General features: G+C 55.8%; 22 protein-coding genes. 14 read left to right on the forward strand and 8 right to left on the reverse strand.

Annotated features, from left to right (window positions below; genetic code table 11):
* From VM163_04370 to VM163_04390, 5 genes are all read left to right on the forward strand, one after another.
* On the forward strand, positions 1-472 hold a 472-nt coding region (locus tag VM163_04370; GenBank protein HUT03108.1), incomplete at its 5' end, for a hypothetical protein.
* A gap of 27 nt (positions 473-499) precedes the next feature.
* Positions 500-1153 (forward strand): hypothetical protein, encoded by a 654-nt coding sequence (locus VM163_04375; GenBank protein HUT03109.1) that lies wholly within the window; start codon positions 500-502, stop codon positions 1151-1153.
* A gap of 106 nt (positions 1154-1259) precedes the next feature.
* A complete protein-coding gene (locus VM163_04380; protein ID HUT03110.1) occupies positions 1260-2084 on the forward strand; it encodes an MBL fold metallo-hydrolase in 825 nt (274 codons plus the stop codon).
* Between the two features lie 43 nt (positions 2085-2127).
* Positions 2128-3603, forward strand: coding sequence for a radical SAM protein (locus VM163_04385; protein HUT03111.1), 1476 nt, complete (start codon positions 2128-2130; stop codon positions 3601-3603).
* Positions 3604-3719: 116 nt separating this feature from the next.
* On the forward strand, positions 3720-5183 hold the full coding sequence (locus VM163_04390; protein ID HUT03112.1) for a radical SAM protein: 1464 nt from the start codon (positions 3720-3722) through the stop codon (positions 5181-5183).
* Between the two features lie 282 nt (positions 5184-5465).
* On the opposite strand, the gene VM163_04395 is transcribed toward VM163_04390, so the two are convergent.
* The 3 genes from VM163_04395 to VM163_04405 form a co-directional block, all read right to left on the reverse strand.
* Complete coding sequence (locus VM163_04395; protein ID HUT03113.1) at positions 5466-7532, reverse strand: PQQ-binding-like beta-propeller repeat protein; 2067 nt, start codon at positions 7530-7532, stop codon at positions 5466-5468.
* Positions 7533-7636: 104 nt separating this feature from the next.
* Entirely contained in the window at positions 7637-8002 is a 366-nt protein-coding gene (locus tag VM163_04400) for a hypothetical protein (GenBank protein ID HUT03114.1), read from the reverse strand.
* A gap of 675 nt (positions 8003-8677) precedes the next feature.
* Entirely contained in the window at positions 8678-10681 is a 2004-nt protein-coding gene (locus VM163_04405; GenBank protein ID HUT03115.1) for a PQQ-binding-like beta-propeller repeat protein, read from the reverse strand.
* Positions 10682-11383: 702 nt separating this feature from the next.
* Between VM163_04405 and VM163_04410 the strand changes: the two genes are divergently transcribed.
* From VM163_04410 to VM163_04445, 8 genes are all read left to right on the forward strand, one after another.
* Entirely contained in the window at positions 11384-13054 is a 1671-nt protein-coding gene (locus VM163_04410; protein HUT03116.1) for an NAD+ synthase, read from the forward strand.
* Between the two features lie 78 nt (positions 13055-13132).
* Positions 13133-13663 carry a macro domain-containing protein gene (locus VM163_04415; GenBank protein ID HUT03117.1) on the forward strand — a complete coding sequence of 177 codons (531 nt, stop codon included), beginning with the start codon at positions 13133-13135 and terminating at the stop codon, positions 13661-13663.
* 110 nt (positions 13664-13773) lie between these two features.
* Positions 13774-15828 (forward strand): O-antigen ligase family protein, encoded by a 2055-nt coding sequence (locus VM163_04420; GenBank protein ID HUT03118.1) that lies wholly within the window; start codon positions 13774-13776, stop codon positions 15826-15828.
* 106 nt (positions 15829-15934) lie between these two features.
* Entirely contained in the window at positions 15935-16654 is a 720-nt protein-coding gene (gene queC / locus VM163_04425) for a 7-cyano-7-deazaguanine synthase QueC (GenBank protein ID HUT03119.1), read from the forward strand.
* Positions 16651-17247: a DUF366 family protein gene (locus VM163_04430; GenBank protein HUT03120.1), complete on the forward strand. Its 597-nt coding sequence runs from the start codon at positions 16651-16653 to the stop codon at positions 17245-17247. Before queC ends, VM163_04430 begins: the two co-directional genes overlap by 4 nt.
* Positions 17244-18017 (forward strand): 7-carboxy-7-deazaguanine synthase QueE, encoded by a 774-nt coding sequence (locus tag VM163_04435; protein HUT03121.1) that lies wholly within the window; start codon positions 17244-17246, stop codon positions 18015-18017. The genes VM163_04430 and VM163_04435 overlap by 4 nt, the downstream gene beginning before the upstream one ends.
* 28 nt (positions 18018-18045) lie before the next feature.
* Entirely contained in the window at positions 18046-18318 is a 273-nt protein-coding gene (locus VM163_04440) for a EutN/CcmL family microcompartment protein (GenBank protein HUT03122.1), read from the forward strand.
* A gap of 178 nt (positions 18319-18496) precedes the next feature.
* Positions 18497-19636: a glycosyltransferase gene (locus VM163_04445; protein HUT03123.1), complete on the forward strand. Its 1140-nt coding sequence runs from the start codon at positions 18497-18499 to the stop codon at positions 19634-19636.
* 64 nt (positions 19637-19700) lie between these two features.
* Here VM163_04445 and VM163_04450 read toward each other — a convergent pair whose 3' ends face one another.
* From VM163_04450 to VM163_04470, 5 genes are all read right to left on the reverse strand, one after another.
* Complete coding sequence (locus tag VM163_04450) at positions 19701-20237, reverse strand: DUF1858 domain-containing protein (protein HUT03124.1); 537 nt, start codon at positions 20235-20237, stop codon at positions 19701-19703.
* Between the two features lie 152 nt (positions 20238-20389).
* A complete protein-coding gene (locus VM163_04455; GenBank protein HUT03125.1) occupies positions 20390-20548 on the reverse strand; it encodes a DUF5989 family protein in 159 nt (52 codons plus the stop codon).
* Between the two features lie 25 nt (positions 20549-20573).
* Entirely contained in the window at positions 20574-20996 is a 423-nt protein-coding gene (locus tag VM163_04460; GenBank protein ID HUT03126.1) for an SxtJ family membrane protein, read from the reverse strand.
* Complete coding sequence (locus tag VM163_04465) at positions 20996-22810, reverse strand: carbamoyltransferase (GenBank protein HUT03127.1); 1815 nt, start codon at positions 22808-22810, stop codon at positions 20996-20998. Before VM163_04465 ends, VM163_04460 begins: the two co-directional genes overlap by 1 nt.
* Positions 22807-24018 carry an SGNH/GDSL hydrolase family protein gene (locus VM163_04470; GenBank protein ID HUT03128.1) on the reverse strand — a complete coding sequence of 404 codons (1212 nt, stop codon included), beginning with the start codon at positions 24016-24018 and terminating at the stop codon, positions 22807-22809. The genes VM163_04465 and VM163_04470 overlap by 4 nt, the downstream gene beginning before the upstream one ends.
* A gap of 508 nt (positions 24019-24526) precedes the next feature.
* Between VM163_04470 and VM163_04475 the strand changes: the two genes are divergently transcribed.
* The coding region (locus VM163_04475; GenBank protein ID HUT03129.1) for an SGNH/GDSL hydrolase family protein at positions 24527-25623 on the forward strand (1097 nt) is incomplete at its 3' end.

Raw genomic sequence — 25623 nt, forward strand, 5'->3', positions numbered from 1 at the left:
GAAGTCGCTCAAGAAGATAAAAAAAGGCATCACGCTTGAGCAATCTGCCCAGGCGATGGATATGTGCCGCAAAGCCAGGATCGAGAGCAACGCCAGCTTCATGATTGGCATTTCCGGCGAGACGGTCGAGGACATCGAGGCGACGATAGATTTCGCGTGCAAGATATCGCCAGACGTGGTGACGTTCACAATTATGAAGCCGTTTCCTGGCAGCGAGATTTTTGAGGAGGGCTTGGCCGAGGGTAGAATCATTCACACTGTTTGGGACGAGTATCTACATCAGGGGTTCGCCCTGATGAAACACGACGTGCTCACTGACGAGGAGCTTGGACGTCTGTTCAGGCGATGCTACAACCGCTTTTACTTCAGGCCGAGATACTGGGCAAAGCGAGTCAAGTGGTTCTTCAAGCAGCCTATCCGGGAGACGAAGATCATCACCGAGAACGCCTGGATGCTGATCAGCAAGAAATAGGCGACCCATGGTCAAGAGGGCCTCATCATGAAAGTGAGTAGCCTGAAGCGCTCAGTCTGCGTCGGCGCGTTTGGTCAGGTTGGAGGTGTCATAAGCGGCTTCTTGTGTGTGGTCATCATGTCCCTCGTCTCACCTCGGGATTTCTTCGACTCGCCGATTCGAGTCGCCGTTTTCACTACCTCCTGCGGCCTCATCGGGGCGATAGCTACGTTCTCTGCGTCGTTCTCGCTCGGAGTCTCCAAGAGCCCACTGGTCTCAATTCCGGTCGCTCTGGGCGTTGTGATTGGCCTGTGCCTCATTCTGAAGCTCATCCTTTCCCCGGCCGGCGATGACTCACCGATTGGCAAAGTCTTCTCGCTCGTTACGATTGTATTCGCGCTCTGTCAACTTGCGGCCGGTCCAAAACCTGCCTCCCTGAGCGATTCCCAGCGAGTTAACGGTCCGCAAACCCAGGAGGCCCCGACCAAACCTTCTTATTACGAGCTGTCCCTCCCAAGAGTGCTAAGAACAGGCTTGACGACCGCCCTTGCGACTCTTGTAGTCCTTCTGGCAGTGCTGCTCCGATTACCTCTTCTGAACCTGTTTGAGATTGATGGCTGGGGTGTTTTTCTCTACGTGGTTCTCGGTTTCTTCCTCGGCGGCGCGGGATCGTTGGGCAACGCGTTGTGCCCTGGCACATGAGGCAAGAGCCAGTGCCCCAGACCATTTGCGCTGAGCTCGAGGCCGTGGCTCTGTTTGCGCCGATCTGTGCAGCAGCCTCCCCAGTATCTGCAAAATGTGGACTTCCATGCCCCAAGGGCCCGTTGCTATCCCCAAAGGGGCGGTTGTGAGATTCTGGACGCTTGGGACTTCCGCCGCTGTTGCCACGCTGGATAGAGACAATCTGTCGTTACTTGTCAGGTCTCAGAATGAGCTCTTTCTTATCGAATGCAGCGGCAGCCCCGTCAAGCGGTTGCTCAGGGTGAACTGCGACTTAAAGGACCTGAACCTGCTCGTCATCACACACAGGCATCCGGACCATATCTACGGCCTCCCGTCGCTCGTTCATGCCCTCAAGATCAGTGGAGGCGGCCATCTCCCGATGCCGATCTTCGCGCCGCCTGAGACAGTCGAAGTCGCCAGCAAGCTGCTCCTGTCTTTTTGGGAGAGGGGTACTCTGTCCGAGTTAATCTCACTCATTCCGGTCTCGCTTGAGGGAAACCACTTGCTTTTCGAGGGCTCAGGTGTTCAGATTTTTACGAGTCCGGCTGAACATGGGCCGGAGACATTGGCTGTGAAGTTCGTGGAGAAGACGACCGGCGCAAGTATGGTATATTCTTCGGACACGATGCTTTGTGAGAGCGTTGTTCGTCTAGCAGCGGGTGCGGATGACCTCTTGCACGACAGCACGTTCTGCGCTGCGGACAGAGAGAATGGCCCGCTTTTCGGCCATTCAACTGCCCGACAGGCGGGCATCGTGGCGAGACGGGCCGATGTTAAGCGGCTGATTTTGGTGCATTTCTCGGATGCAGCCGCAGACGGCTGCGAATGCGTGGCACAGGCCGCGCTTGAGTTCGCCGGGCGGATAGTTGCTGCGGGCGACTTTCAGGAGTTCACGTGTGGGTCGTCGTAGGACGGTCATTGTTATTGTGGAACTGAAGTAACGGGAGGTTGATTTGAGGGTTTTTCTCGGGAACTCGCCGTGGCGAAAGGAGGGCTTCTACGGCGTCAGAGCCGGCTCTAGATGGCCGCATTTCGAGAGGTCCTGTACGGATTACATGCCGTTCCCGTTCTTTTTGGCATACGCCGCGGCTGTGCTGGAGCAGGAAAAGCACGACGTGCTGCTCGTTGACGGCATCGCAGAGGGAATCGAAGACGACGAGTTTCTCAGTCGCGTGCAGAGGTTTGCGCCCGACGTTGTCGTCTTTGAGGTCTCGACCATCTCCATTGAGGTTGACCTGGCCTGCGCCAGAAACGTTCGCAGCGTGTGCCCCAACGCCAAAACCGTCTTCTGTGGCCTTCACACGGAGATGTTCGCTCCTGCTTTCCTCGAGCAGCATCCCGAGGTCGATCTGGTCATGAAGGGTGAGTATGAGTACACCCTACGCGAGCTCGTCTCAGCGCTCGCGGCCGGCCAGCCGCTCAGCGGCACGGCGGGTATCCTGTTTCGTTCCAACGGCGAGGTGGTCTTCACGGGTGATAGGCCGCTGATTGAGAACATAGACGAGCTGCCCTGGCCGGCGAGGCATTTTCTGCCGATGGACGAATACTGCGACACGCCGGGCGAGATACCCAGGCCAAGCGTGCAGATGTGGGCCTCGAGAGGCTGCCCCTACGGGTGTGTCTATTGCGCATGGCCGCAGATAATGTATGGCAGCAAAAAATACCGAGCTCGCGATCCCATCAAAGTGGTTGACGAGATGGAATACCTCGTCAAGGAGATAGGATTCAAGTCAGTCTATTTCGATGATGACACGTTCAACATTGGGAAGCAGAGAATCCTCAAAATCTGCTCCGAGATCGGACGGCGGCGCCTCAAGGTGCCGTGGGCTATCATGGCCAGGGCCGACACGATGGACCGGGAGATGCTTGTGGCTCTTGACAAGGCCGGACTGGAGGGGCTCAAGTTCGGCGTCGAGAACGCCACGCAGGAGATCGTTGATCGTGCTGGCAAGGCGCTTGACCTGAAAAAAGTCAAGGAGATGGTGCACCTAACCAAGAGCATGGGGATATGGGTTCACCTGACGTTCATGTTTGGCCTTTACGGTGAGACCAGAGAGACGATGGACAAGACTATTGAGCTTGCGCTTTCTCTCAGCCCGGACTCGCTTCAGTTCTCTATCGCGACCCCGTGGCCGGGCAGCAAGTTTTTCAAGCAGCTTGAGAAGGAAGGCCACCTTCTCTCACGCAATTACGCTGAGTATGATGGATACAACGTTGCTGTCATCAAGACCGATATGCTGGGAAAGGATGACCTCGAGGCGGCGCTTAAGAAGGCCAACAGGCTCTGGGACGAGCATGTCTGCTCCCGAAGGGAGGCATTCAGCAAGTTCGGTAATCGCGTTAAGAGACACATCACTCATCCGAGGCTCTTCTGGAAGAGATTAAATCGTAGGATGAGAAGGTATCGGGAGCAACGAGCCGCCAGCTAAGAAACGCTGCCGAGCGCGCGGCAAAATGATGTTCTGCAAACACATCGAAATAAGCAGCCAGCGAAACAAGCTGCCACCTTTTTTGTACCGATCGTTTTGAGTGAAGGGAGGTTCGCTTGAGGGTTTTTCTTGGGAACTCCCCCTGGTATAAGGACGGCTGTTACGGTGTTCGGGCCGGCTCGAGGTGGCCGCATTTCCAGCCCTCTGACAGTCAATACATGCCGTTCCCGTTCTTCTTGGCTTATGCCGCGGCCCTCCTGGAGCGCCAGGAGGGCGTCGATGTGCTGTTGGTGGATGGCGTAGCCGAGAAGATGACCGACGATGAGTTCCTGGGCCGAGTGCAGGAGTTTCGCCCAGACCTCGTAGTGCTCGAGGTCTCAACCATTTCCATTGAGGTTGACCTCGCCTGCGCCAGAAACGTTCGGGAGCTTTGCCCTGACGCCAAGATAGCCTTCTGCGGCCTTCATACATACATGTTCGAGCGCGAGTTCCTGAAGCAGCATGACTGCGTGGATTTCGTCATGAAGGGCGAATACGAATGCACGCTGAAATACCTCGTGGGCGCTCTCACCTCTGGTCAGCCCCTTTCTGACGTTCCTGGCATACTCTATCGGTCCAATAAAGATATTGTCTTCACTCGCGACAGGCCACTTGTGCAGGACATAGACGAGATGCCCTGGCCGGCGAGGCATTTTCTACCGATGGATGTCTATTGCGACACGCCGGGCGAGATACCCAGGCCGAGCGTGCAGATGTGGGCCTCGAGGGGCTGCCCCTACAAGTGCGTCTATTGCGCATGGCCACAGATAATGTATGGCAGCAACACATATCGAGCGAGAGACCCGGTCGCAATCGTCGATGAGATGGAATACCTCGTCAAGGAGATGGGCTTCAAATCAATCTATTTCGATGATGACACCTTCAACATCGGCAAGCAGAGAATCCTTGAAATGTGCTCCGAGATCGACCGGCGGCGCCTCAAGGTTCCCTGGGCGATCATGGCAAGAGCCGACACCATGGACCGGGAGCTGCTGACCGCGCTCAAGAGGGCCGGGCTGCGTGGTCTCAAATACGGCGTGGAGTCCGGCTCGCAGGAGATACTCGATCGCTGTGGCAAGGCGCTCGATCTCGAGAAGGTAAAGCAGGTAGTCAAACTCACTAAGCAGATGAACATCTGGGTCCACCTGACGTTCATGTTCGGCCTGCCCGGAGAGACCAGGGACACCATGGAGAAGACGATCGGTCTCGCGCTTTCCCTCGATCCCGATTCGCTTCAGTTCTCTATCGCAACGCCCTGGCCGGGCACTGCCTTCTTCAAGGATTTAGAAAAACAAGGCTTTCTCATGTCTCGTGATTTTTCCAAATACGATGGCTCTGAAGTGGCCGTAATCAGGACAGAGGCGCTCTCCACGGATGACCTAGAGGAAGGACTTCGAAGCGCTAGGGAACGATACACAAGCCTCGGCAGTCGCATCAAACGACACATCGTCCACCCGCGCTTTTTTTTCAGGAAGGTTCATCGACGCATCAAGCGCTGGCAGGACGCCCAGTCCGGCGCGCCGAGCAGAGGTCCCGCCTGAGAGGGCCCAAAGCGGGCTGTGCAACCTGTCGTAGGGGCGCGCCATCGTGCATGCACACCTCTTGCTATGCCATTTTGACTTCAGAGGCTGTCCGAAAAGTCGGGTCTGAGGTTATGTAGGGGCGGGGCTTGCCTCCGCCCATCTATATATTCGGGCAGACACAAGGCCTGCCCCTGCATGTGGCATACCCCGCTGCGTCATCCCCGTAGAAACCGACTTAGTTGACAGCCTCCTTAGAGCGTGCCATGCATCTGCAAGCCTGACATCTGTCAATTATCCGGGTTACATCAGCGACCAGTGCGCCTCGGCCACGTTGCTGGCGAGGTTGAACGTTCCCTGATAGAAGAACGCCGCAAGGAACCTGTAGCCTCCCCTCGGAAGCGCATCCGGAAGCGGAAGGTGCATGATAGTCCAGTCCGGAAGCGAGGCGCCCTGGCCGAGCGGCAGAAACGATATGTTCGTGAAGCCCGGGTCGGTCTGCCATGTCGGGAAGAAGAACAGGGTGCCGTTCGGGTCGTCATCTAAGGTTGCCGCTATGTACAGGTCGAAGAACATGCCCATCCCCTGATTCTCCAGGCCCAGCGAGAGGTCAAGAACCTCGCCTGCGGCGTACGCCTCCTTATTTGTCCGGACAGCGACAGTCGGCGGCGTCCCCATCTGGTCGCCGCTGAGCGCAAGCTGCGGAGCAGTCGCCGTCGAGTAATCACCTGGCTCGCCCCTCGTCGGCGCGCCATAGACGATGAACTCGCAGGAGCCGATGTCGCTCGCAAGGCTGAACGTGTTCGGCTCAAAAAATGCTGTGTAGAGCTTGTGCCCGCCCGGGGCCAAGGTCTTGAGCGGAAAGTGCGCGATCTCGATCTCTTCGAAAAAGGCGTCGGTAGGTAGCGGCCTGAACTGCATCGCGGCCAACCAGGGGTCGTTTGTCCAGAACGGATAGAAAAAAAGCTCGTTCTTATCCGGCTGCTTCCAGGCGACGTAGCAGTCGAGAGGCGCGGCCATCTCAGAGTTCCTGATCTGTAAGGACACATTCGCGTACGAATCGGACCAGCCGGCGTATGTTGAAAAGTTGGTCTGAATCCCGATCGTTAGCCCCTGGCGTTCGCCGAACGCCACCAGCTTGTCGCCGACCAGACAGTAAACCGTCCCGTCCGCGTCAATGCACGGCCCGCCGGCTGCGCCGAAGTGGCCGGACATGGAGTAGAGTGGCTCGTAGCTGCCGGCCCAACGCTCCAACGGGAGGTTAACACGACCGAACTCGAACGTGTTCGTGCTCGTGCTCGCATCCCAGCTGAAAAAGCTGACAAAGACGTTGCCGTCCGCATCCGCCGCGGGGCTTGAAAGCGGCGCCTGGTCTGTGGGCAGCTTCACGGAGGCGCCGCCCAGGTCGGGGCGCTGTCTGGTCACGGTCGCCCGCCATTCGTCGGTGTAGCTGCCCCAGTTCTGCATCTCGTAAAACACAACCGAGCCGTCCGGCATCAGAATCGGGCTGGTGTAGCAGAATCCCTCCTGCAACGGAAACGACCAGTCAACCGACCCGTCGCTGTTCAAGCAATATAGAGCATTGCCCGACACGACAAAGTAGATGTGGCCAGCGTCGTCGAGAGTGGGCGCGGAGCTCAAAGCGTAGGGCTTCCCTCCGTATTCTTCTGTCGGCTGAAACGTCCAATTCAGTGTCCCGTCACTATTCAGGCAGTATAGCCTGGAGTTTGCGCCGATGTTGCCGGTCCCAAAGTAAACCGTCCCATCGCTGGCCGCGGCCGGAATCGTGCTGATCAGATTCTCGCACGCATAGGACCACTCAATGGTTGCACTGGTTGCTCCTGGCCGCACGGCATATAGGCAGAAGGGGCAGGCAGCGTATATCTCATCGTTCTCGCCCAGTGTCAGGAACGAATAGTGGAGGTTCAGCACCTTCCCTAATGTAAGCTCCCACCGAACGTCGCCGTTTGGTGCAATCGCGGACAGCGCTGCGATGGACTGGTCCTCTAGATCGCGCACACTGCTGGCGATGATCAGTGTCCCGTCTGATAGAACAGCGGGACTGCCTTGACCCAGGGTGGCTGGCCCACGTGCGACTATCTGGCCGTCCCTGGAGAACCTCATTGTTCCCATTGGTCCGTTCTGCGTGCACCACACGCCGCCGCCATCAGCCGCAACTAGGTGAGACTCCTTCGTGGGGTGCTCTACCTCTACGGCCCAGAGAAGCTCTAGTGGGTGTCCCGTCGAGACAGGGGCAAGCCCCGTGTGGCTCGGATCACGCTGGAACATCGGCCAGAACGACGCCGCTCCCGCGCACGACATAAAAACCAACAACAGAACAGATGACAAGCAAAAGATATTCTTTCGCATTCTTAACCTCCGTCTAATTTTGCCAGCTCTTACGAGCCAGTTTATTTGTAGGCGGCGAGGCGCAAGCGCCCCGCCGCCAACTCTGTCGAAGTCCTATGTGCGAGCTACTCTACACTTGGCCCTAGATGCGCAAGCGTTGTGTCATCCTCAGTCCGGAACTGAAAGCCCCAGTCGGTCCCAGCGGGCAGCGTCGTTTGGTAGCTATAATCAACGATTATGCTCCCGATGTGCACGATGGCCATCATGTAACTGCCGTACGGGACCCCGCCCTTCGTGATGTCCGCGTACACATCCGGCGGGTCCTGCCCAGGACTCAGCGCATACTGAACTGTGTAGGTGAAAATGGTCATGTTTGCGCGGCCACTCGTGGGAGACACTGCGCCCTCGTTATAGAACGATCCGGCGAAAGCCAGCACGGCCAACGCAGCGACCAAGCCGACAATTGCCGTTATTCTCACTTTTCTGTGCACTTTAGTTTCTCCTATCTATTTCTTGAAAAAGTTGCATTACTGTCTCTAAGTTGAGATTGTTCCGCTGAACAGCTGCCATTTGAAAAAATGGCACGCGGGGCGAATAGGAGGGCCTCGTGGTCTGATTGAACCACGGGCCCTCTTCCCGCATAGAGCAGGAAAGGCCCGGGTGGAAGCGTAAAAAGAGGGTGAAACTTCAACATAATCTATAAGGCCGGGTTTTGGCTTGAGCTGCCCCCCCCCCCGCGTTTTCCAACGAAGCAGGTTGCCAGACCAGCCAAACCGACAACGGTAAACAGAGAGGGAGAACGAGAAGAATTACGATGAAAGACGTTGCCGGGCTTGCCGAACTAGCAACGCTGTTGAGCGCACGCGCCGGACGTGTCAGCTTGTGGCCGAGCCTGGAATCCGAATGCAGCCGGGCAAAGGCTGAAAAGTCAGCCTCGCTGGCCTCGTCATCCCCAAAACTGTTCCGAGCTACCGTCATCGCTCCCCTCAAAAGGTCTGCGCCTCTGCGTGGAAGCTCGCGCATCCCCAGGCGCATTTTGCGACCTTACTATAAATATACTCCATCCGGACCGGCCTTGTCAAGGTGAAAAAACAGATTTTGCCGCCCTTGATCCTATTTGTCAGATTCGCTTCTGCGTTGCGCCTCCCCTGTCCCGGCCTATACCCCTACATCAGTGTCCAGTGCGCCTCGGCCACGTTGCTGGCGAGGTTGAACGTTCCCTGGTAGAAGAACGCCGCCAAGAACCTGTAGCCTCCCCTCGGAAGAGCATCGGGAAGCGGAAGGTGGATTATCGTCCAGTCCGGAAGCGAGGCGCCCTGACCGAGCGGGAGGAACGATATGTTCGTGAAGCCCGGGTCGGTCTGCCACGTTGGGAAGAAGAACAGAGTCCCGTCCGGGTCGTCATCTAGCGTCGCCGCGATATAAAGGTCACAGTCTATAGCCTCACCCAAGTTCTCGAAGCTCAGAGAAAGGTCAAGAACCTCGCTAGCGTAGTATGTGGCTTTGTCAGTTGCCACGGAGATGGATACGCTCGGATCACTGACCATTGAGTAAGACTGCCCACGGTCTGCAACTTGCCCGTCAGAGGCGAATGATGTGGCGGGCGTAACGCCAAACACCGTCCAGGCTATTTCTGCAATCGGATTGAAGGTACCGGGCTCGAAAAGGCCCGCCAATGCCTGATAGGTCCCGGGCTGAAAGCAATCTCCCCTTAAACGTGAAAGCTGCACGTCTGGGAAGTACGCGCCGTGAGGGAGGGGAGTGAACCTCAACACGGACAAGTTCGGATCGGATAGCCAAAACGGCCAGAACCGCAAACACTCGTCGTCGGTTCGCCGATATGCCACGTAGCAGTCTACATCCTTCTCCTCCCCAGGATTCATCAGCGATAGTGAAATCGTGAGGACCAGATCCGGCGAATTGTTGAAGGAAAGGAAATCAGTAGAAACACCGATGGATGTTTCAGTCGGTTCTCCCAAAGCAAGAAGACAATTCTGCATCCAGCAGTATATAGTTCCATCCGAGCTAATGCAGGGACCGGCCAGAGCACTCCCCACCTGGGAGTGCAACATCTCAAGCGTCCCCGTGGCACCAATTCTTCCCAGATAGGACGTGAACAGCGGAGGATCGCCATAATAGCTGGCGACATAGATGTTCGCATTCTGGTCGGCAATCGGACTGACCAGAATGGTCGAGCCCGGTATCTGCGTTACCCATCGTTCACTGCCATCCTGATTGAGGCAAATCAGATTGTTTGTCGGACCGTCAGGTGATGTGGAAAGGAAGGCAATAGACCCGTCCGGCAGGACCACCGGGCTTGTATAGCAATAGCGCACAGCAGGATACGAATAGATCAGGGAACCGTCGTTTCTGAACGCGAAGAGCCCTGTCCGGCTCGCCAGGAAATACACGTTTCCGGACTCGTCGATTGTGGGAGCACATGATGCTTGTTCGCCCCCCCCGGCATCGTACGACCACTTCAAGACGCCTGGTGGGTCTATGGCGCAGAATATCGCGGCCTGGCAGCCCACATAGATTGTACCGTCTGTGCCAACCGCAGGGACTCCTGTAATCGCCGCCGGCGGCTGATACGACCAAAGAACTTGCCCTTCCTGTGAGATGGCATATAGGCGTGCGGTTGCAGCGTCTTGCGGATTTCCAAGCCCGAGATAGATAGTGCCATCGTTCCCAAGCGTCAGCAGCGACTTGTGGTTTGTATCCCCCTCCAGCTCCAGACTCCATCTCATGCTCGCTTCCCTGTTGAGCCCATAGACAACGGGCGCTCCCTCTCTAGGGCCATCCTGGTGCGACCCGACACACACCAGTCCGCCATCGGCTAGAACGGCGGCCGCTCCCCGCGTGTTAATGCCCACCCCACCGGACCGCTCAAGTTCAAAGCGAAAGCGCACCCCGCCGAACCTGCCTATATTGGTCACTGCGAGATCAGAAACAGTCCACACGGAGCCGTCCTCGCCGAGCAACAGATGGGATTCAGTAAGGTTTTGTAGCCTCATCTTCCAGAGGATACGTGGGTTGCTTGACACCGAGACAGGGGAGAGGCCTGTATGTGCCGGGTCATGCTGGAACATCGGCCAGAACGACGCCGCCTCAGCCGAAGCCGCCATAACAAAGACCAATGCAAACACCAATAGAATAATTCTAGATCGCATCTCGGTTCTCCTTTTTACATATAAGAATAATAATTGTGTTTTTCTGTTCTCCCAATAGGATATTTGCTCTTTGCTTGATGCCATATTCGGATGGCGGGCGGGACCCATGGGAGGGCCTCGTGGTCTGTGGCCGGCTGTGCCCCCCCGCGCTTCCCGATGAAACACGTTGTCGGGCTTGCTGAACGAGCAACGGTGTTGAGACGCGCCTGACGTGTCAGCTTGTGGCCGAGCCTGAAATCCGAATGCAGCCGGGCGAGGGCTGAAAAGTCAGCCTCGTCGGCCTCATCATCCCCAAAACTGTTCCGAGAAATCTCTGCGATTCTCATCGCTCCCCTCAAAAGGTCTGCGCCTCTGCGTGGAAGCTCGCGCATCCCCAGGCGCATTCTATGGCCTTACTTATGAATATTGTTCATCCACCTCCGCCTTGTCAAGCTGAAAATGCGTTCTTGAACGGTGCGGGAGTGCGCACTAGCCGTCCATTAGGATTGCTCGCGCGTCTGTGATGGCCTGGGCACTTTCGGTCGCCGAATGCGCACGCGCCGAATGCGCACGCGCAGAATGCGCAACCGCTCTAGTGGGCAGCCGAGCGGAGAACTGGCGCTTCCAATTGACTGGTCGGCTGCCGGTGCGTTATATTGTCGGAGATCAATCCAGTGACTTCAGAGTTATCATCAACTTATGGAATATGGAATATATTGAAGAATGGTTAAGATTGCTAGAGACAATGCGTGGCACAATCGGCTCAAGATCGCTGTCGGCCAGATAGACGTCAAACTTGGAGATTTCCCCGGCAACGCTGAGAAGATAATCGCCATGACTCAAGAGGCGCAAGAGCTCCACTGTAACGTTGTAGTTTTCCCCGAGATGTCTGTCGCTGGCGGCCTGCCTTTCGACCTTGTCCTGAGGTCTGATTTCGTCCGCAGCCAGATATCAGCCCTTAAGGAGATTGCCGCCAACGTGGGCGAGATAGTAGCCGTTGTTGGCTTCGTGGACTGGCGAGTTGAGGGCCAAGACGTCAATCTCTACAACTCCGCGGCGATTATCTTTGATGGCCGAATCAGGAGGGTAATCGACAAGACCACGCTTGGGGCCCACGACGGTTTCGATGAGCGGCGGTATTTCAAGCCGGGAGAGCCATCAGAGCCTTTGAAAGTGAACGGTGTGCCTTTGGGTATTCTCATAGGCGATGAGGTCCTGCGGCGGGACGCCAGCAAAAGGCTAGTGGACAAGGGCGCCTCGTTAATTATTGCTCCTATAGCTGCATCGTTTCGCATCGGTCAGTTTGGGACACGCTCTCTTGAGATAGCCGAGTTGGCGTCCAAGGTGGATGTGGATGTCCTTGTCGCTAACCTGGTCGGTGGGCAGGACGAGCTAGTTTTCGATGGGGCGAGCTTCACGGCCAACTCGTTAGGAGAGGTGATCTGGCGTGCACCGCTCTGCAAAGATGGCTTGTTCGTGGTGGAGATTCCGCAACCAGCCGGGCAGAACCGCGTGCAAGATGAAGTGGAGGATGTTCAGCAGGCGTTGTGCCTCGCCATTCGCGACTTTGTTATCAAAAACGGTTTCTCGCAGGTCATTGTCGGGCTTTCGGGTGGGATAGATTCCGCGGTTGTCGCGGCACTGGCCGCTCAGTCGCTCGGGCCGGAGAATGTTTTGGGCCTGATCATGCCTGGCGAGGTCTCGGCCCCCGAAAGTGCCGAGGATGCGCAGAAACTGGCCTCGAATCTTGGAATTGAGACACAGGTTGTCCCGATACAGCCAATTTATGACGCATACATGGCCGGATTGAGGGAGCATTTTGCGGGAAACGAGCGGGACGTTGCCGAGGAAAACCTCCAGGCCAGGGTGAGGGGGACGATTCTTATGGCGTTCTCGAACAAGCTCGGACACCTCGTACTATGCACAGGCAACAGGTCAGAAAGGCTGGTCGGGTATGCGACGCTCTACGGTGACATGGCTGGGGGATTCGCGCCTCTTTCAGACGTTCCGAAGACGCTTGTTTATGACGTTGCTGATCAGATAAACTCCGAGGCGGGCCGCGAGGTGATACCCCAGCAAGTCATTGATAAGGAGCCTTCAGCGGAGCTGAGGCCGAATCAGACCGACGCCGAGTCGTTGGGGCCCTATGAGGCGCTTGACCCGATACTCGAAGGGTATGTTGATGAGGGGAGGAGCTTCGAGGAGCTGCTCAAGGCTGGCCACGATGAGGAGGCGGTTCGGAACGCCTTATCGAGATTTATGAGAAGTGAGTTCAAGCGCTATCAGGGACCACCTGGGCCTCGGATCGTATCTCAAGTGCCGGCGAGCGAGCGCAGGATGCCGCTAACGAAGGCGATTGAGGCTTGGTTTGCTCGAAGGCTCTGGGAGTCCTGAGAGAGCTCAAGAACGGGCCGATGGTCAAGATTGCGTGCCCGTAGTGGGCACGACGACTGCAATTAGGAGGATGGGGCAATGGAGAAAGTCTTTCTGAAGGACAAGGTGATCAAGCTCGTTGAGGGCGACATCACCGAGCAACATGCCGATGCTGTGGTCAATGCGGCCAACAGTGCCCTTTGGATGGGGGCTGGCGTGGCCGGCGCTATCAAGCGTCGAGGCGGAAGGGAGATAGAGGACGAGGCGGTCGCCAAGGGGCCAATCCCGATCGGCGAGGCGGTCGCAACTGGCGCGGGTCGGCTGCCGGCTCGATATGTGATCCATGCGGCGGGTATGGGGCCTAACCTTGCTACTGACGCGAACAAGATCAGGAGCAGCACCTTAAACTCGCTTGTGCGTGCCGACGAGCTTCGCCTTGAGAGCATCGCATTCCCCTCCATCGGCACCGGCGTTGGCGGTTTCCCGATGCGAGAATGCGCTGAGATAATGCTTGGCGAGGCAAAGAGATTCCTCACGGAGCGGAAGACATCTCTTAAGGAGGTTCGGTTCGTTCTGTGGAGCAAGGGGGCCTTCCAGGTGTTTGATGACGTTCTCAAAGGCATTGAATAAACGGGCGCCTGTGAGCTCCGCAATTCAGCCAGAAATTCCTCGCGTCGGGCTTTGAATGACCAAAACGCCAGAGCCGGCTCGGCATTGTTTCTAGCTGGTCGATAACCACCGTGTTTGCCAATAGCGGCATAAGATACTTCGTTCTGGCCGTCAGTGTCCTTGCGTTAGGATATGTGTTCTGGGCGATGACGCCCGGCCCGGTGGCCGTCCAGTTGGCTGTCGCTGCCCTCTTTGCGATTACTGCCGCCGTCGCGTTTTTTGACGTTCTTAAAGCACTTGTTTTTCTCGTTTTCATCATACCCCTTGCGGGGATTGTGCCTCGCGTCTGCGGTTCGCCCTCGATCTCCGTTCTCCTCTTCGCTTTCCTGGGGCTTTCGTGCGGCAGCATGTTGAGAGCTGTCGTCTCGAAACGTGAGCCGACTAGCAGACGTCTCCCTTTCACGATTATCCTGCTGGGATTCGCGGCGCTAATCGCCGCCTCGGGCACGATTACTGTCCTCAGGCTAATGGACTTCTTCCCATTTTCCGCAGGGACATTTCACGACTGGATCGTGAACTCAATCGGGACGCTCACAACTGAGGCGGTCAACAACACTGTAACGGTTGGGCTAACTTATATCACAGGAATCGCCCTGCTGCTTATTGGCTGGCGTCAGTTCAGTGGTCTTGCTCCCGCACAACGGCTGCGAATTGGCAAGAAGATCGCCTGGGCCCTCGTGATCGCCGGGTCGGCGGCAAACCTGTTCGCGCTCTGGCAGTTGCTCTCGCATAAGCTGCTAGTTATCGGGTTCATCACCGGTACCTATACCGATTCTAACGCGCTGGGCGTCTGCTCGGCGCTCATCCTTCCATATTGCATCGGACTCATCCTGACCTCTGAGGCCCGCGCACAGCGGTTTCTCGTTGTATGTTCGCTTCTGTCGATCGCGGTTACTGTTCTGGCAAGGTCCCGGGCGGGCGTGCTAGGTATTATGTTGTTCTTCATCGCTCTTGCTGTCTGGCTCGGGCGCCTCGCTAGAAGGAGTCAAGGCACAAGGCCTTTGGCCAAACGTTCGTTGCGGGGATTCGCCGTCCTAGCTGCCATCATGCTCGTCATGCTGTTTTTGTTGGACATATCGCATTTGGGGCGGCTTCCTGTTGCTGGTGATGCGCTGATGATGATTAGCGAGCCGACCACGGATTCCCTCGCGCTTCTCTTGCAGCACAGGGTGCACCAGTGGCCTGAGGCGCTTCGGATGTGCCAAGATTTCCCCTGGACAGGTGTTGGCCTCGGAGCGTACATCTTGGAGCTGCCCAACTACTACTTCCTCAACGTCGGAAAACTGTTCGTTATTGACACGGCCGGCAGTCTGCCGCTCCAGATCGCATCAGAGCTGGGCATTCTGGGCCTCTTCCTGGTCCTGCTGTTCGCCTCGGAGGTGGTAAGGTCGGGCTATCGCCTGCTCTGCGCAAACTCTGCCGCAACGCTCCAGGACGAGCAAAAGCTCGCCGGGTCCGTAGCGCTCGGCGTCCTGGCCTCATTCGTCTCGCTCCTTTTCGGGGCGCACGTTCTCTTCTTTGAGTTCAACTACTTGCTGGCGGTCTCGATTGCAATAGTGCTTGTGTCGGGCCATTTTCTGAGTCAGCACGGAGACCTTCGTGGTCGCATAAACGGCCGGGCAAAGGTGATGCCATGGCTTCTTGCCGCAGCGATAGCCGCAGTATCGGCTATCTTCCTCATCGAATCTGTTGGCCCCCTTTCGGTCGAGCAGAGGAGGCAGATGCTGGGCTGGCAGTTTGATTACGGCATCTACAAGAAGGAGGTGTGGGATGGCAAGTTCCGCTTCTGGTGGATGCAGAAAGAGGCCAAGATGACCATTACCGCCAAGGGCGATGTCCTGCATTTTGCCCTTTTCTGCGCACACCCAGACGCTGACCAGAGGCCTGTTGTTGCTACTATTTACACAAATGCAAGTGCGAAAAGGTCGATTCAACTAACACGTGACCGCTGGCGGGAAGTGTCGGTTGACCTGAACACGCGCCCCGGTGACAAGGTCGCACTCAGAATCTGCGTCGATCGGGCCTTCAACCCCAGAAAGTTGGGTATCAGCGATGACGGTCGCGACTTGGGAGTAGCGATAGCGAAGATACGCTGGTCCGACTCAGGCGGTTGTAACCGCGAGTAGCCCGCTATTCATACCGGCGGGCAGAAGGAGATATTCCTTCTTTTCTTAATCTGCCTCGCGGGTTGTTGAGTAGGCTTCGGGGCTATATATTCTCCATTTGGGAGGTATGAGATACATGTCACCGCGCCAAAAGGCGATCGTTCTGCTCTCTGGCGGTTTGGATTCGACGGTTTCGCTGGCGTGGGCGGTCCGCGAATACAACGTCACGAGGGCTATTTTCGTTGGATACGGGCACAAAGCGTCCAGAATGGAGGCCACCTCTGTCACTGCCATTGCGAGTCGCTGCAAGGTTGAGGTGTCGCACATCAGACTACCCTTTTTCGCCCAGCTTTGCCGCAGCTATGAGGCCATCAACATACACACGACCGCAGATTCCTCGGAGCGGCCCTCGGAAGCGACCGACGGTCTGCTGAGCGTGTGGGTGCCAAATCGCAATATGGTGTTAGTCTCTATTGCCGCTGCGTTCGCCGAGGCCCTGGGCTGCGAGGTTGTGGTTGCTGGCTTCAACGTTGAAGAGGCCGAGCAGTTTCCTGACAACAGTGATGAGTTCGTGGCGAGGATGAACAGCGCTCTTGAGCTCTCGACGCTTTCGTCTGTTCGGCTCATGTGCCCGCTGATTGGGCTCCGCAAGGCGGAGATACTCAAGATGGGAATCGCACTCGAAGCGCCGGTGGAACTTATCTACTCCTGCTACGAGGGCAATGAGACGATGTGCGGCGAGTGCATGTCTTGCCTGCGCCTCAAGAAGGCCATTTCGGAGCTTTGCGCATCGGACGGGCTCACCGGTGAGCTCAAGGGAAAAATGAATCGGAGGTTTCTCAAATGAGATGGGCGTTTATCCCGAAGAGAATTGACTACGACGGAAGCCAGCTGGCTTCCCACTTCGCGTTCAGAACCGCCTCACTAGTGGGCGATTCCGTTGTTGCATTTGTGGGTTCGTGTAACGTGAAGTCGGAGTGCATGGTTGACGTCGCGGACCTTGTTGCTGGTTTCAAGATAGTAAGCAGGCAGATGCTGCACTTTATAGTTGAGCACTTCGATGCCGACCTGGACAGGGCAATCTTGAGACAGCGACTACTTGTATCGATCCTCCAGCAGGAGGTGAACACGAGGCTCCGCGAGAAGAAGAGCGAGAGATTCGTAGAAAGAGAAGGGGATGACCTTTTTGTGAGCGGCAGAAAGCTGACTGTAAGCGTCGCCACGGCAAGCCCTGTCTCGTGCCTCATTCATCTCGGCGTCAACATCGATGCTCGCGGCGCACCTGTTGAAGCGATTGGGGTGTCGGAGCTTCTACCTAGGAAAACCCTCGAGACTCTCGTAGCCAACGTTATGAGGCGCTATGTGGCGGAGGATAATAGCATTCAGGAGGCCCGTGCGCTCGTGCGCGGAGTCGGCGAGTATGGGAGCAACGCTGAATGATGTCTCGAACGACGGCGGGCGAGTCCGCTGTGGGCTATTTGGCCGAGCTGTTCGAGGGCATTCAGGGCGAGGGTCTGTTTGCGGGTTATCATCACGCGTTCATAAGGCTCGCCGGCTGTAGCCTCGGCTGCAAATACTGTGACACGCGATACGCGCAGAAGCAAGATGGCCTATTTCGCGTGCTTCGGGGTACAGGCACCGTCATCAAGGAACTTGAGAACCCAATATCGGTGGCGACGGTAGTCAAGGAGCTTGGTTCGCTCATCAAGAGCTCATCCTCGATCTCCGCCGTATGCGTGACCGGCGGCGAGCCACTTGAGCAGCCAGGTTTTTTGGGGGAATTATTGAAGGCGATTGAGCCGTTTGAAGTCCCGATTCTACTGGAGACTAACGGCGTCGAACACGAGAGCCTCGGCCGACTGCTCAATCTTCTGGACGTCATCTCCATAGACATTAAGCTGCCAAGCACATCTGGCCGCAACGACCTCTGGGACCGCCACGAGGCTTTTCTGCAAGCGGCACGACACAAGCAAGTGTTCATCAAGATCGCGATAGACGACACCACCGAGCCCAGGGAAGTCCAGCGAGCCGCCGAGATGGTAGCGGGGACATTCCACGAGGCGCCGTTTTTTTTGCAGCCAGTCACGGACAGCACCGGTGCACTGACGGTCTCCTATCGGCACATCTTGGAGCTGTTCGACGTGTGTGCGAGGCAACTGAGGGACGTTCGCGTGATGCCGCAGATTCACAAGATGATAGGTTCGTTATGACAGCCAATAGCCAACTGAGCAGATAGAAATGTTTGCCGCTGAAGTAATCGGAACGGTGGTCGCGACACGTAAGCACCAGAAGCTCGTAGGGCGGAAGCTTCTGATCGTCAGAAGCTTGGGGCGTGATGGCAAAACAACCCAGGACGAGATGGTGGCTGTGGACACCGTTGGTGCTGGCGTGGGCGATCGGGTTTTGGTGCTCAGGGAGGGAGGGTCCGCCTCGATGGCGATGGGCGTTCCGGGGTCTCCTGTGAACGTTGTCATTGTTGGTATCATTGATGAGATGTATGTCAAACCGTAGGTGTGAACATAAGACGTGGCTGCCCGCCGCTTCCTCTTTTGCGATGAGTAGATGACAGTTGGCCTTATAGCCCCGTTCCCTGAGGACCTCAGCTGTGCCAGCGGCTAGCGTCCGCGAGGCAGAAGACGACGAGCCGATGGGGCGCTGATTTTGGGGCAAGCTATGTATCTGGACGACAATGAACTCGTATTGCATTATGGGGCCGGTCGCTCCGCTTAGGGGCGGAATAGCCCACTACACAACACTGCTTGCTGAAGAGCTCAAAAACAAGGGCGAGGTGAACGTCATCTCCTTCTCGCGGCTCTACCCCAGCTTGCTCTTTCCCGGAAAGTCACAGGTCGTCGAGAACGGAGCGCTTAAGCCCCCGCCAAACGTCGATTTCTCCCTCGACACTATGAACCCATTGACCTGGATAGCGGCGGCCAAGAAGATCGCGGCCATGAAGCCCGACATGCTCATCGTCCCGCTTTGGGTTACATTCCTCGTTCCGCCCTTTCTCGCAATCGTCTCTAGCGTGAGGCGCCACTCGAGCGCCAAGGTCCTGTTCATTTGCCACAACGTGATCCCGCACGATGTCAGCAGGGTTCATCTCCTACTGGTCAAGATGCTTCTCAAAAGGGGAGACTTCGCCATCGTCCACTCCGACCGGGAGATGGCCCTCGTCCGGTCTGCGGTCCCGACCGTCCGCGTTATGAAGCACTTTCATCCGACATACGACTTCTTCGCAAGCGCCGGGGAACATGAAATGACGTGTGAGGAGGCCAGAGATAACCTACGGATTTCTAAGGATAAACTTGTCCTACTCTTCTTCGGGTTTGTGAGGCGCTACAAGGGGCTTGATCTGCTCATCGAGGCGATGCCAAAGGTGTGTAAATGCGTGGACGCGGAGCTCTTGATAGTCGGAGAGTTCTGGGAGAAACGCGTTGAATACGAGAGGATGATTGAGCGCGCCTCGCTCCAGCAAAACATAAGAATCATCGATAGATACGTTCCGGACAATGAAGTGGCACTTTATTTCACGGCGGCCGATATTGTCATCTTGCCATATCGTGAGGCAACTCAGAGTGGCGTGGTCCAGATAGCCTACGCATTTTGTAAACCTGTCATCACAACCGACGTTGGTGGACTGCCCGAGGTTGTTCACGATGGGAGGACGGGTTATGTCGTTCCAAGCGAGGAGCCAGACGCCATAGCGGACGCAGTTTTGCGCTTCAGCCGGGAGCGGGCGAGCGTAGATTTCGCCGGCAATATCGAGGCGGTGAAAGTCGCCTTTTCATGGGCAGTTATCACGCGTTCTATTGAGCAGTGCTTGATGTAGAGGCTGTCTCGAGTTCATCGGCTGTCACGGTCGGTCTGGGCAGATGGCTCTTCCGAATCTGACCTCAGTTCTTGAGAAGCTTGTTCAGTTCCTCGAGAATCGGCTCAACGTCCATGCCGTGAACCTCGACGGCCTGCCCTATTGTCTCCGTTGCCGCCGATGGGCAGGAAACGCAGGCAAGGCCGTGCTCGAACAGGAGCTTTGCCACGTCAGGATGGACTGCGAGCGCCTCGGTGAGCGGCGTGTCTTTGGTGAACCTGAACTTACCCTCTCGCTTGAGCTGGTCGAAACTCAGGTGCGCCAGTGCTTCTTTTAGCTTATGCAGTGCGGCCTGAGTCTCCTGCTCCTGCCGCATGAGGGAGTCCCTGAAGCTGTCCAGTGACGAGGAAAGCTCCTTGATGCGAGAGACGTTTCTGTAAAGGACGGTGCATAGCCAAATGCCCAGCGTCGCCAGGACAGCCCAAATCAACTGATACGGGAGGGGCGAGAGAGTTTTTCCGAAGATGACGGTTACGCCAGGCCGCACAACAAGCCTGATAAGCAGAAAAAAGACCGCAGCGATAACAAGCCATCCGATTGATGATTTAGCCCTGTTTTGCATGATAGCATCTCCTTATTTGGAGCAAAGAGCCCTGCTGAAGAGAGTCAATCTATTACCCCAGGTCGTAGGTCAGTCAGACCACTTCCCCGCCGCTCCGCAAGGGGCAAAACAGCTCCGCCTCAAACGGCCCGAACCTACTTTCAGGATAATCTCTAGAACAAAGTGTAGATGAACGGTGCCAGCGCAGAGCTCTCACCGAAGATAATGACCACTCCCATAAGCAGCAGCACAAAAACGATCGGCAACAGCCAGAACTTTTTTCTGACCTTGAGGAACTGCCAGAGCTCCTTCGCTATACCTATCTTCCCCATGTCTTAGGTTCCTACGATAGCCCCATTAAAACTGCCTCGTGTAACGCTCAAGGCCGTCTTTGGATTTTTCCTTGAGTACCCAGAAGCTTATCTTGTCAGGATTGAACTGTCTCTGCAATGGGTCTCGCCTCATCAATCTCATTACGAGCCCAATTGGCGTGAACATACAGTAGAAGACAAGGCTAAGCAGTAGCCGTGCATTGAACCACCCGATTGCCCGAGCCACCACCATCCAGCATCTGAAAGCTGGCGCCAACGGTCCAGGCCACACAAGCGACAACAGAAACACAACGGCCGTTGCCGCGACCAGTATGAGCCCTATGGGAGTTCCGGTCGGGTAGCCACGCAACCAGTATCTGATAACAGTCAACAACGCAACCAGCGCAAGCAAGACCCCTGCGACGAGCCTCATCTGCTTTGTCTCGCCTACGGATAGTCTCTTTCTCATTAGTCCGGTGGAAACTCCTTTTGCCAGTCAATCTTCTCTTCCCAGGGAGCCTGCTCGTCCTTGTCTAAAAGGAAAGAACCCATGGCAAGGTAGTCCATTCTGGTGCGCATGAAGCACCGGTATGCCTCCTTGGGAGTGCACACAATCGGCTCACCTCGCACGTTGAACGAGGTGTTTATTATCACGGGACAGCCGGTCAGATTCTTGAACTCGGAGATAATGCTGTAATACAGCGGGTTGTCCTTCTTATCTACGGTTTGAATCCTTGCCGAGTAATCGACGTGGGTAACGGCCGGGACGTCTGATCGTCTAAGTCTGAGCTTGTCCAGGCCAAACAGGCTCTTCGCGGTTTGGTGTTCGATTCGCCGCTCCTTCTTGACGGGCGCCACCAGCAACATGTAAGGACTCTCGCAACCGATCTCGAAGTAGTCCGAGGCGTCTTCCCGTAGGACGCTCGGGGCAAACGGCCTGAACGACTCTCGGAACTTGATCTTCCTGTTCATAATGCTCTGCATCTCTTCGGACCTCGCATCGCCTATGATGCTTCTTGCCCCGAGAGCCCGCGGGCCAAACTCCATCCGGCCCTGACACAGGCCGACGACCTTTTCGCTCGCAACGAGTCTCGCGATGGCCTTCGGCAGCTCGTTCGGCGCAAGCCTGCTGAACTTGGCGCCCTGCTCTTTGAGGAACGCCTCGATCTCATCGTCCGAAAAGTCCGGCCCAAGCAGCGAGGCTTTCTGAGCATCGGTAACGCCGTCCGCCTCTCTCGGATTGCCGAGGCATTGATGCCATATAAAGAGAGCAACGCCCAGGGCGCCTCCCGCATCGCCCGCCGCCGGCTGTATCCAAATGTTCTCGAAGGGGCCTTCATGCAATATCCGCCCGTTGCCAACGCAATTCAACGCCACGCCGCCGGCGAGGCAGAGGTTCTTCATGCCCGTTACTTTGTGGACGTGTTTGGCCATCTTGAGCATGACCTCCTCCGTAACCTCCTGAACGGACCGGGCGAGGTCCATGTCGCGCTGCCGGATGGGCGCTTCGGGCTTCCTTGGCGGGCCGCCAAAGGCTTTGTGGAAGCGCTTGTTTGTCATCGTCAGGCCGGCGCAGTAGTTGAAGTAGTCCATGTTCAAGATGAATGAGCCGTCGTCCTGGACCTTGATTAGCAGCTCGTGAATCAAGTCAACGAACTCTGGCTCGCCGTATGGCGCCAGCCCCATGACCTTATACTCGCCCGAGTTGACCCTAAAGCCGGTGTAATAGGTGAAGGCAGAATACAGGAGGCCGAGCGAGTGCGGGAAGTGCAGCTCCGCCATGATCTTGATCTGATTGCCCTCGCCGACGCCGTAACTCGAGGTGGCCCACTCGCCAACACCGTCCATCGTTATGATCGCGGCCTCGTTGAAGGGCGATGGGAGAAAGGCGCTGGCCGCATGCGATTCGTGATGCTCTGTGAACAGGACCTCGCCATCGTAGTCAAGCTCCTTTTTTATGACGTCTTTTATCCAGAGCTTGCTCGACAGCCACAACGGCATCGCTTTCAGAAATGAGCGAATGCCGCAAGGAGCGTAGGACAGATAGGTCTCCAGGAGCCGCTCGAACTTCAGGAACGGCTTGTCGTAGAACCCGACATAGTTCAGGTCTTGGGCAGATATGCCCACGTGCTCAAGACAGTATTTCACCGCGTTCTTGGGGAAGCTAAAGTCGTGCTTCTTCCGCGTGAAGCGCTCCTCCTGCGCGGCTGCAACCACCTCGCCATCAACTACGAGCGCTGCGGCGCTATCGTGATAGAATGCTGATATGCCAAGTATTTTCATGGTGTTTGTCCCGTCTGTGGGAGTGGACCTGCCTTTTCACGGATCCAAGCAAGGCTCATCAACTTCTTGCTTATGATGGACGCGACGAGCTTGGATCCGGCATTGTTAAGGTGAATCGTGTCATACATCCACTTGCTCTCTTGAGGCACTTGCGTCGCTAGGTCAATGACTAGGACATCGTTCACGCGACCCACTTTTCTTACGGTATCATTAAACGCATCATATACGTCTTTGTAATTGGAATAGCCTATCCCCAGGCTGAAGAGTGGGTCCAATTTCCTAAGGACAATCTCATCCGGATTGTCCCTATACCTATTCGCCTGAGTCATCAGAACGGGTGTGATCCCTCTTGCTCTGCAGACTGAAATAAACATATTCAGGCTCATCTCGAACTCCGAGATCAGCTTACCTTTGTTCATGGAAAGTTTCTTGCCTCTTATGTGTGCAAATTCATCGACTCGAGCGCGCCGCCTTAGCTTGTTCTTGATGCGCCACATTCTTTCGTAGATATTGGGAATAGCCGTTCGCACAAGCGTTTTGAAACATATGATCGGTGAAGCCTCCGGCTTATTCGGTATCTGTACTTGCACTAGAGATTTGGAAGGATTGTCATTCCAATACGTGCCTTCATACAGTAGAATGCCCAGGTCGTTTATATTATGCTCTATTACAACTATCTGGGGCTTAAGCGGGACGACCTTATTGATCAGGGCATTGATTGAATGCATCGAATTATTGCCGCTTACCCCGCCATTATATGAATTGACTTTCTTGCCGGTTTTCTCCTCCAGAACATGTCCTGCCAAATAAGGAAACCTCATTTCCTCATTCACATATACGCACTCCGTCGTAGACCCACCCAAGAAGACCAGTGTGAGATCTGGATGGTCATGCCTTTTTGAGGGCATAATAAACCCATCATCGTCCGTTCTCAGAATGTATTGCTTTTGTACGAGAGTATCGCACTTAGTCATATACTCATCGCTCGGGACTGTATGCCTAAAAGTATTTGCCCCAAGGTCTTTGAGTCTGATGCACCTTTTCACACCCGGGGAAGTCTTTTTTGGAGGACTCTCAACATTGATGATTGCTAGGACCAATTCGACACAGAAAATCAGAACCAAGCTCGCGAGCAGGGTGAATAGAGCGATAGTCATTGCCGGGTGCTTCTGGAAGCAGCTCTTATCAGTTGTATTGTCGGACGCCACAGATATTCTCTCCTTGCGATTTGGTCCTCAAATGAGTCATAACCAGCACATTATGCCAAGCAGTTAGACCCCTGTCCGCCAACGCGCTCGTGAGGATAAAGTCGAGCTATTATTACGAAAATACGCCGATATGCCAAGTATTCTCATTGCGATCGCGGACTCACTTCAGATTCGTTGGAACGGATTGGGCATAATAGCTATTGTACATTCGCTATGCAATTGGAATCTGCGGAGTAAGAGTCTTGAAGAGGCATGATAAAGGATGAAGAGTAAAGGAAACAGGAATATGTTGTGGCTGATAGTTGCTATTGTTGTTTATTTGGTGCTTCAGATTGTTATCTTGCCCTATTTCGGCGTCAAGACGTGACTGTCTGGGTTTTGCGGTGTCGGGTCTCGACACCAGCAACAGACAGATGGACAGGAGCGGCTTGAGGACGAACACAAGAGCACCGCGCCGGGCCGTTGACTACTTGAACTCTGGGTATCCGAATCCTCATGGAGTGGCTGTGTGAGTCGCAGCGCGTCGGTCAAGAGGTTCACCGCAAACCTGTGTCTTGTCTGCGCTTCGCTGGTCTTCGCGCTGCTCATAGCGGAACTCGTGCTGCACTTGACCAACCCGGACAGGAGCTTACCAGTATCGACCCTTTTCTACGAGCCAGATGACTTGCTTGGCTGGCGCAAGATTCCCAATGAGGAGGGCGTTCTCATACAGCCGGAATATGCGGTTCACAAGAAGATCAACTCCAAGGGGCTCAGGGGTCGGGAGTATTCCTACGAGAAGCCCAGTTCTGGTGTTTTCAGGGTGCTATGCCTCGGCGATTCCTACTGCGAGGGCTATGCGGTCGAGCTTCGCGACCTGTTCACTGGGAAGCTCGAGAATCTCTTAAATGCCCCCAACGATGGCACGCATTATGAGGTGATAAATGGCGGCACTGGCGGATACAGCACGGACCAGGAGCTGCTCTTCTTCGAGACAGAGGGAAAGAAGTATCGGCCCGACCTCGTGATCTTGCTCTTCTACTACAACGACGTGGTTGTGAACACTATGGCGACGTATTGGGACGTTCAGAAGCCAGTTTTCGAGCTCCAAGGTGGGAAACTCCAGCTGACCAACGTGCCCGTGCCAAAGGCGACAAAGAGGGTGGCCGGTGCCCAGTCAATAGCTCAGTGGATGAGCTCCAATTCTCGCATCTATTCTTCTCTTGCCGACATATTTGGGCAGATGTCGCGGACTTGGTTGGGCTCCGCGAGTCCACCTAAGATGCCGCCGTCCTACCGGGAGTTCATCGTGTTTCAAAGCTCGCCTTCCGCAGACACGCAGCGTGCATGGGAGGTTACCGAGGCGCTGCTTGGGCGCCTCAAGCGAGATGTCGCTTCGACCGGTGGCCAGCTCGTCGTATTCCGCATCCCTTTCAAAGCGACGGTTTACAGGGAGGAGTTTCAGTCGCTCATCAGTCGTTGGCACATTCCACAGGAGCTTTGCGATCCCAATAGGCTGCGCAAGGACCTTACCGCGGTCTGCCGCCGTCTCTCGATACCTCTTATTGACCCGCAGAGACGTTTCGAGGAGCTGGCTGAGGCATCAAAGGCTCGAGGCAAGCGACT

The sequence above is a fragment of the bacterium genome, assembly GCA_035527515.1.
Classification (GTDB): domain Bacteria; phylum B130-G9; class B130-G9; order B130-G9; family B130-G9; genus B130-G9.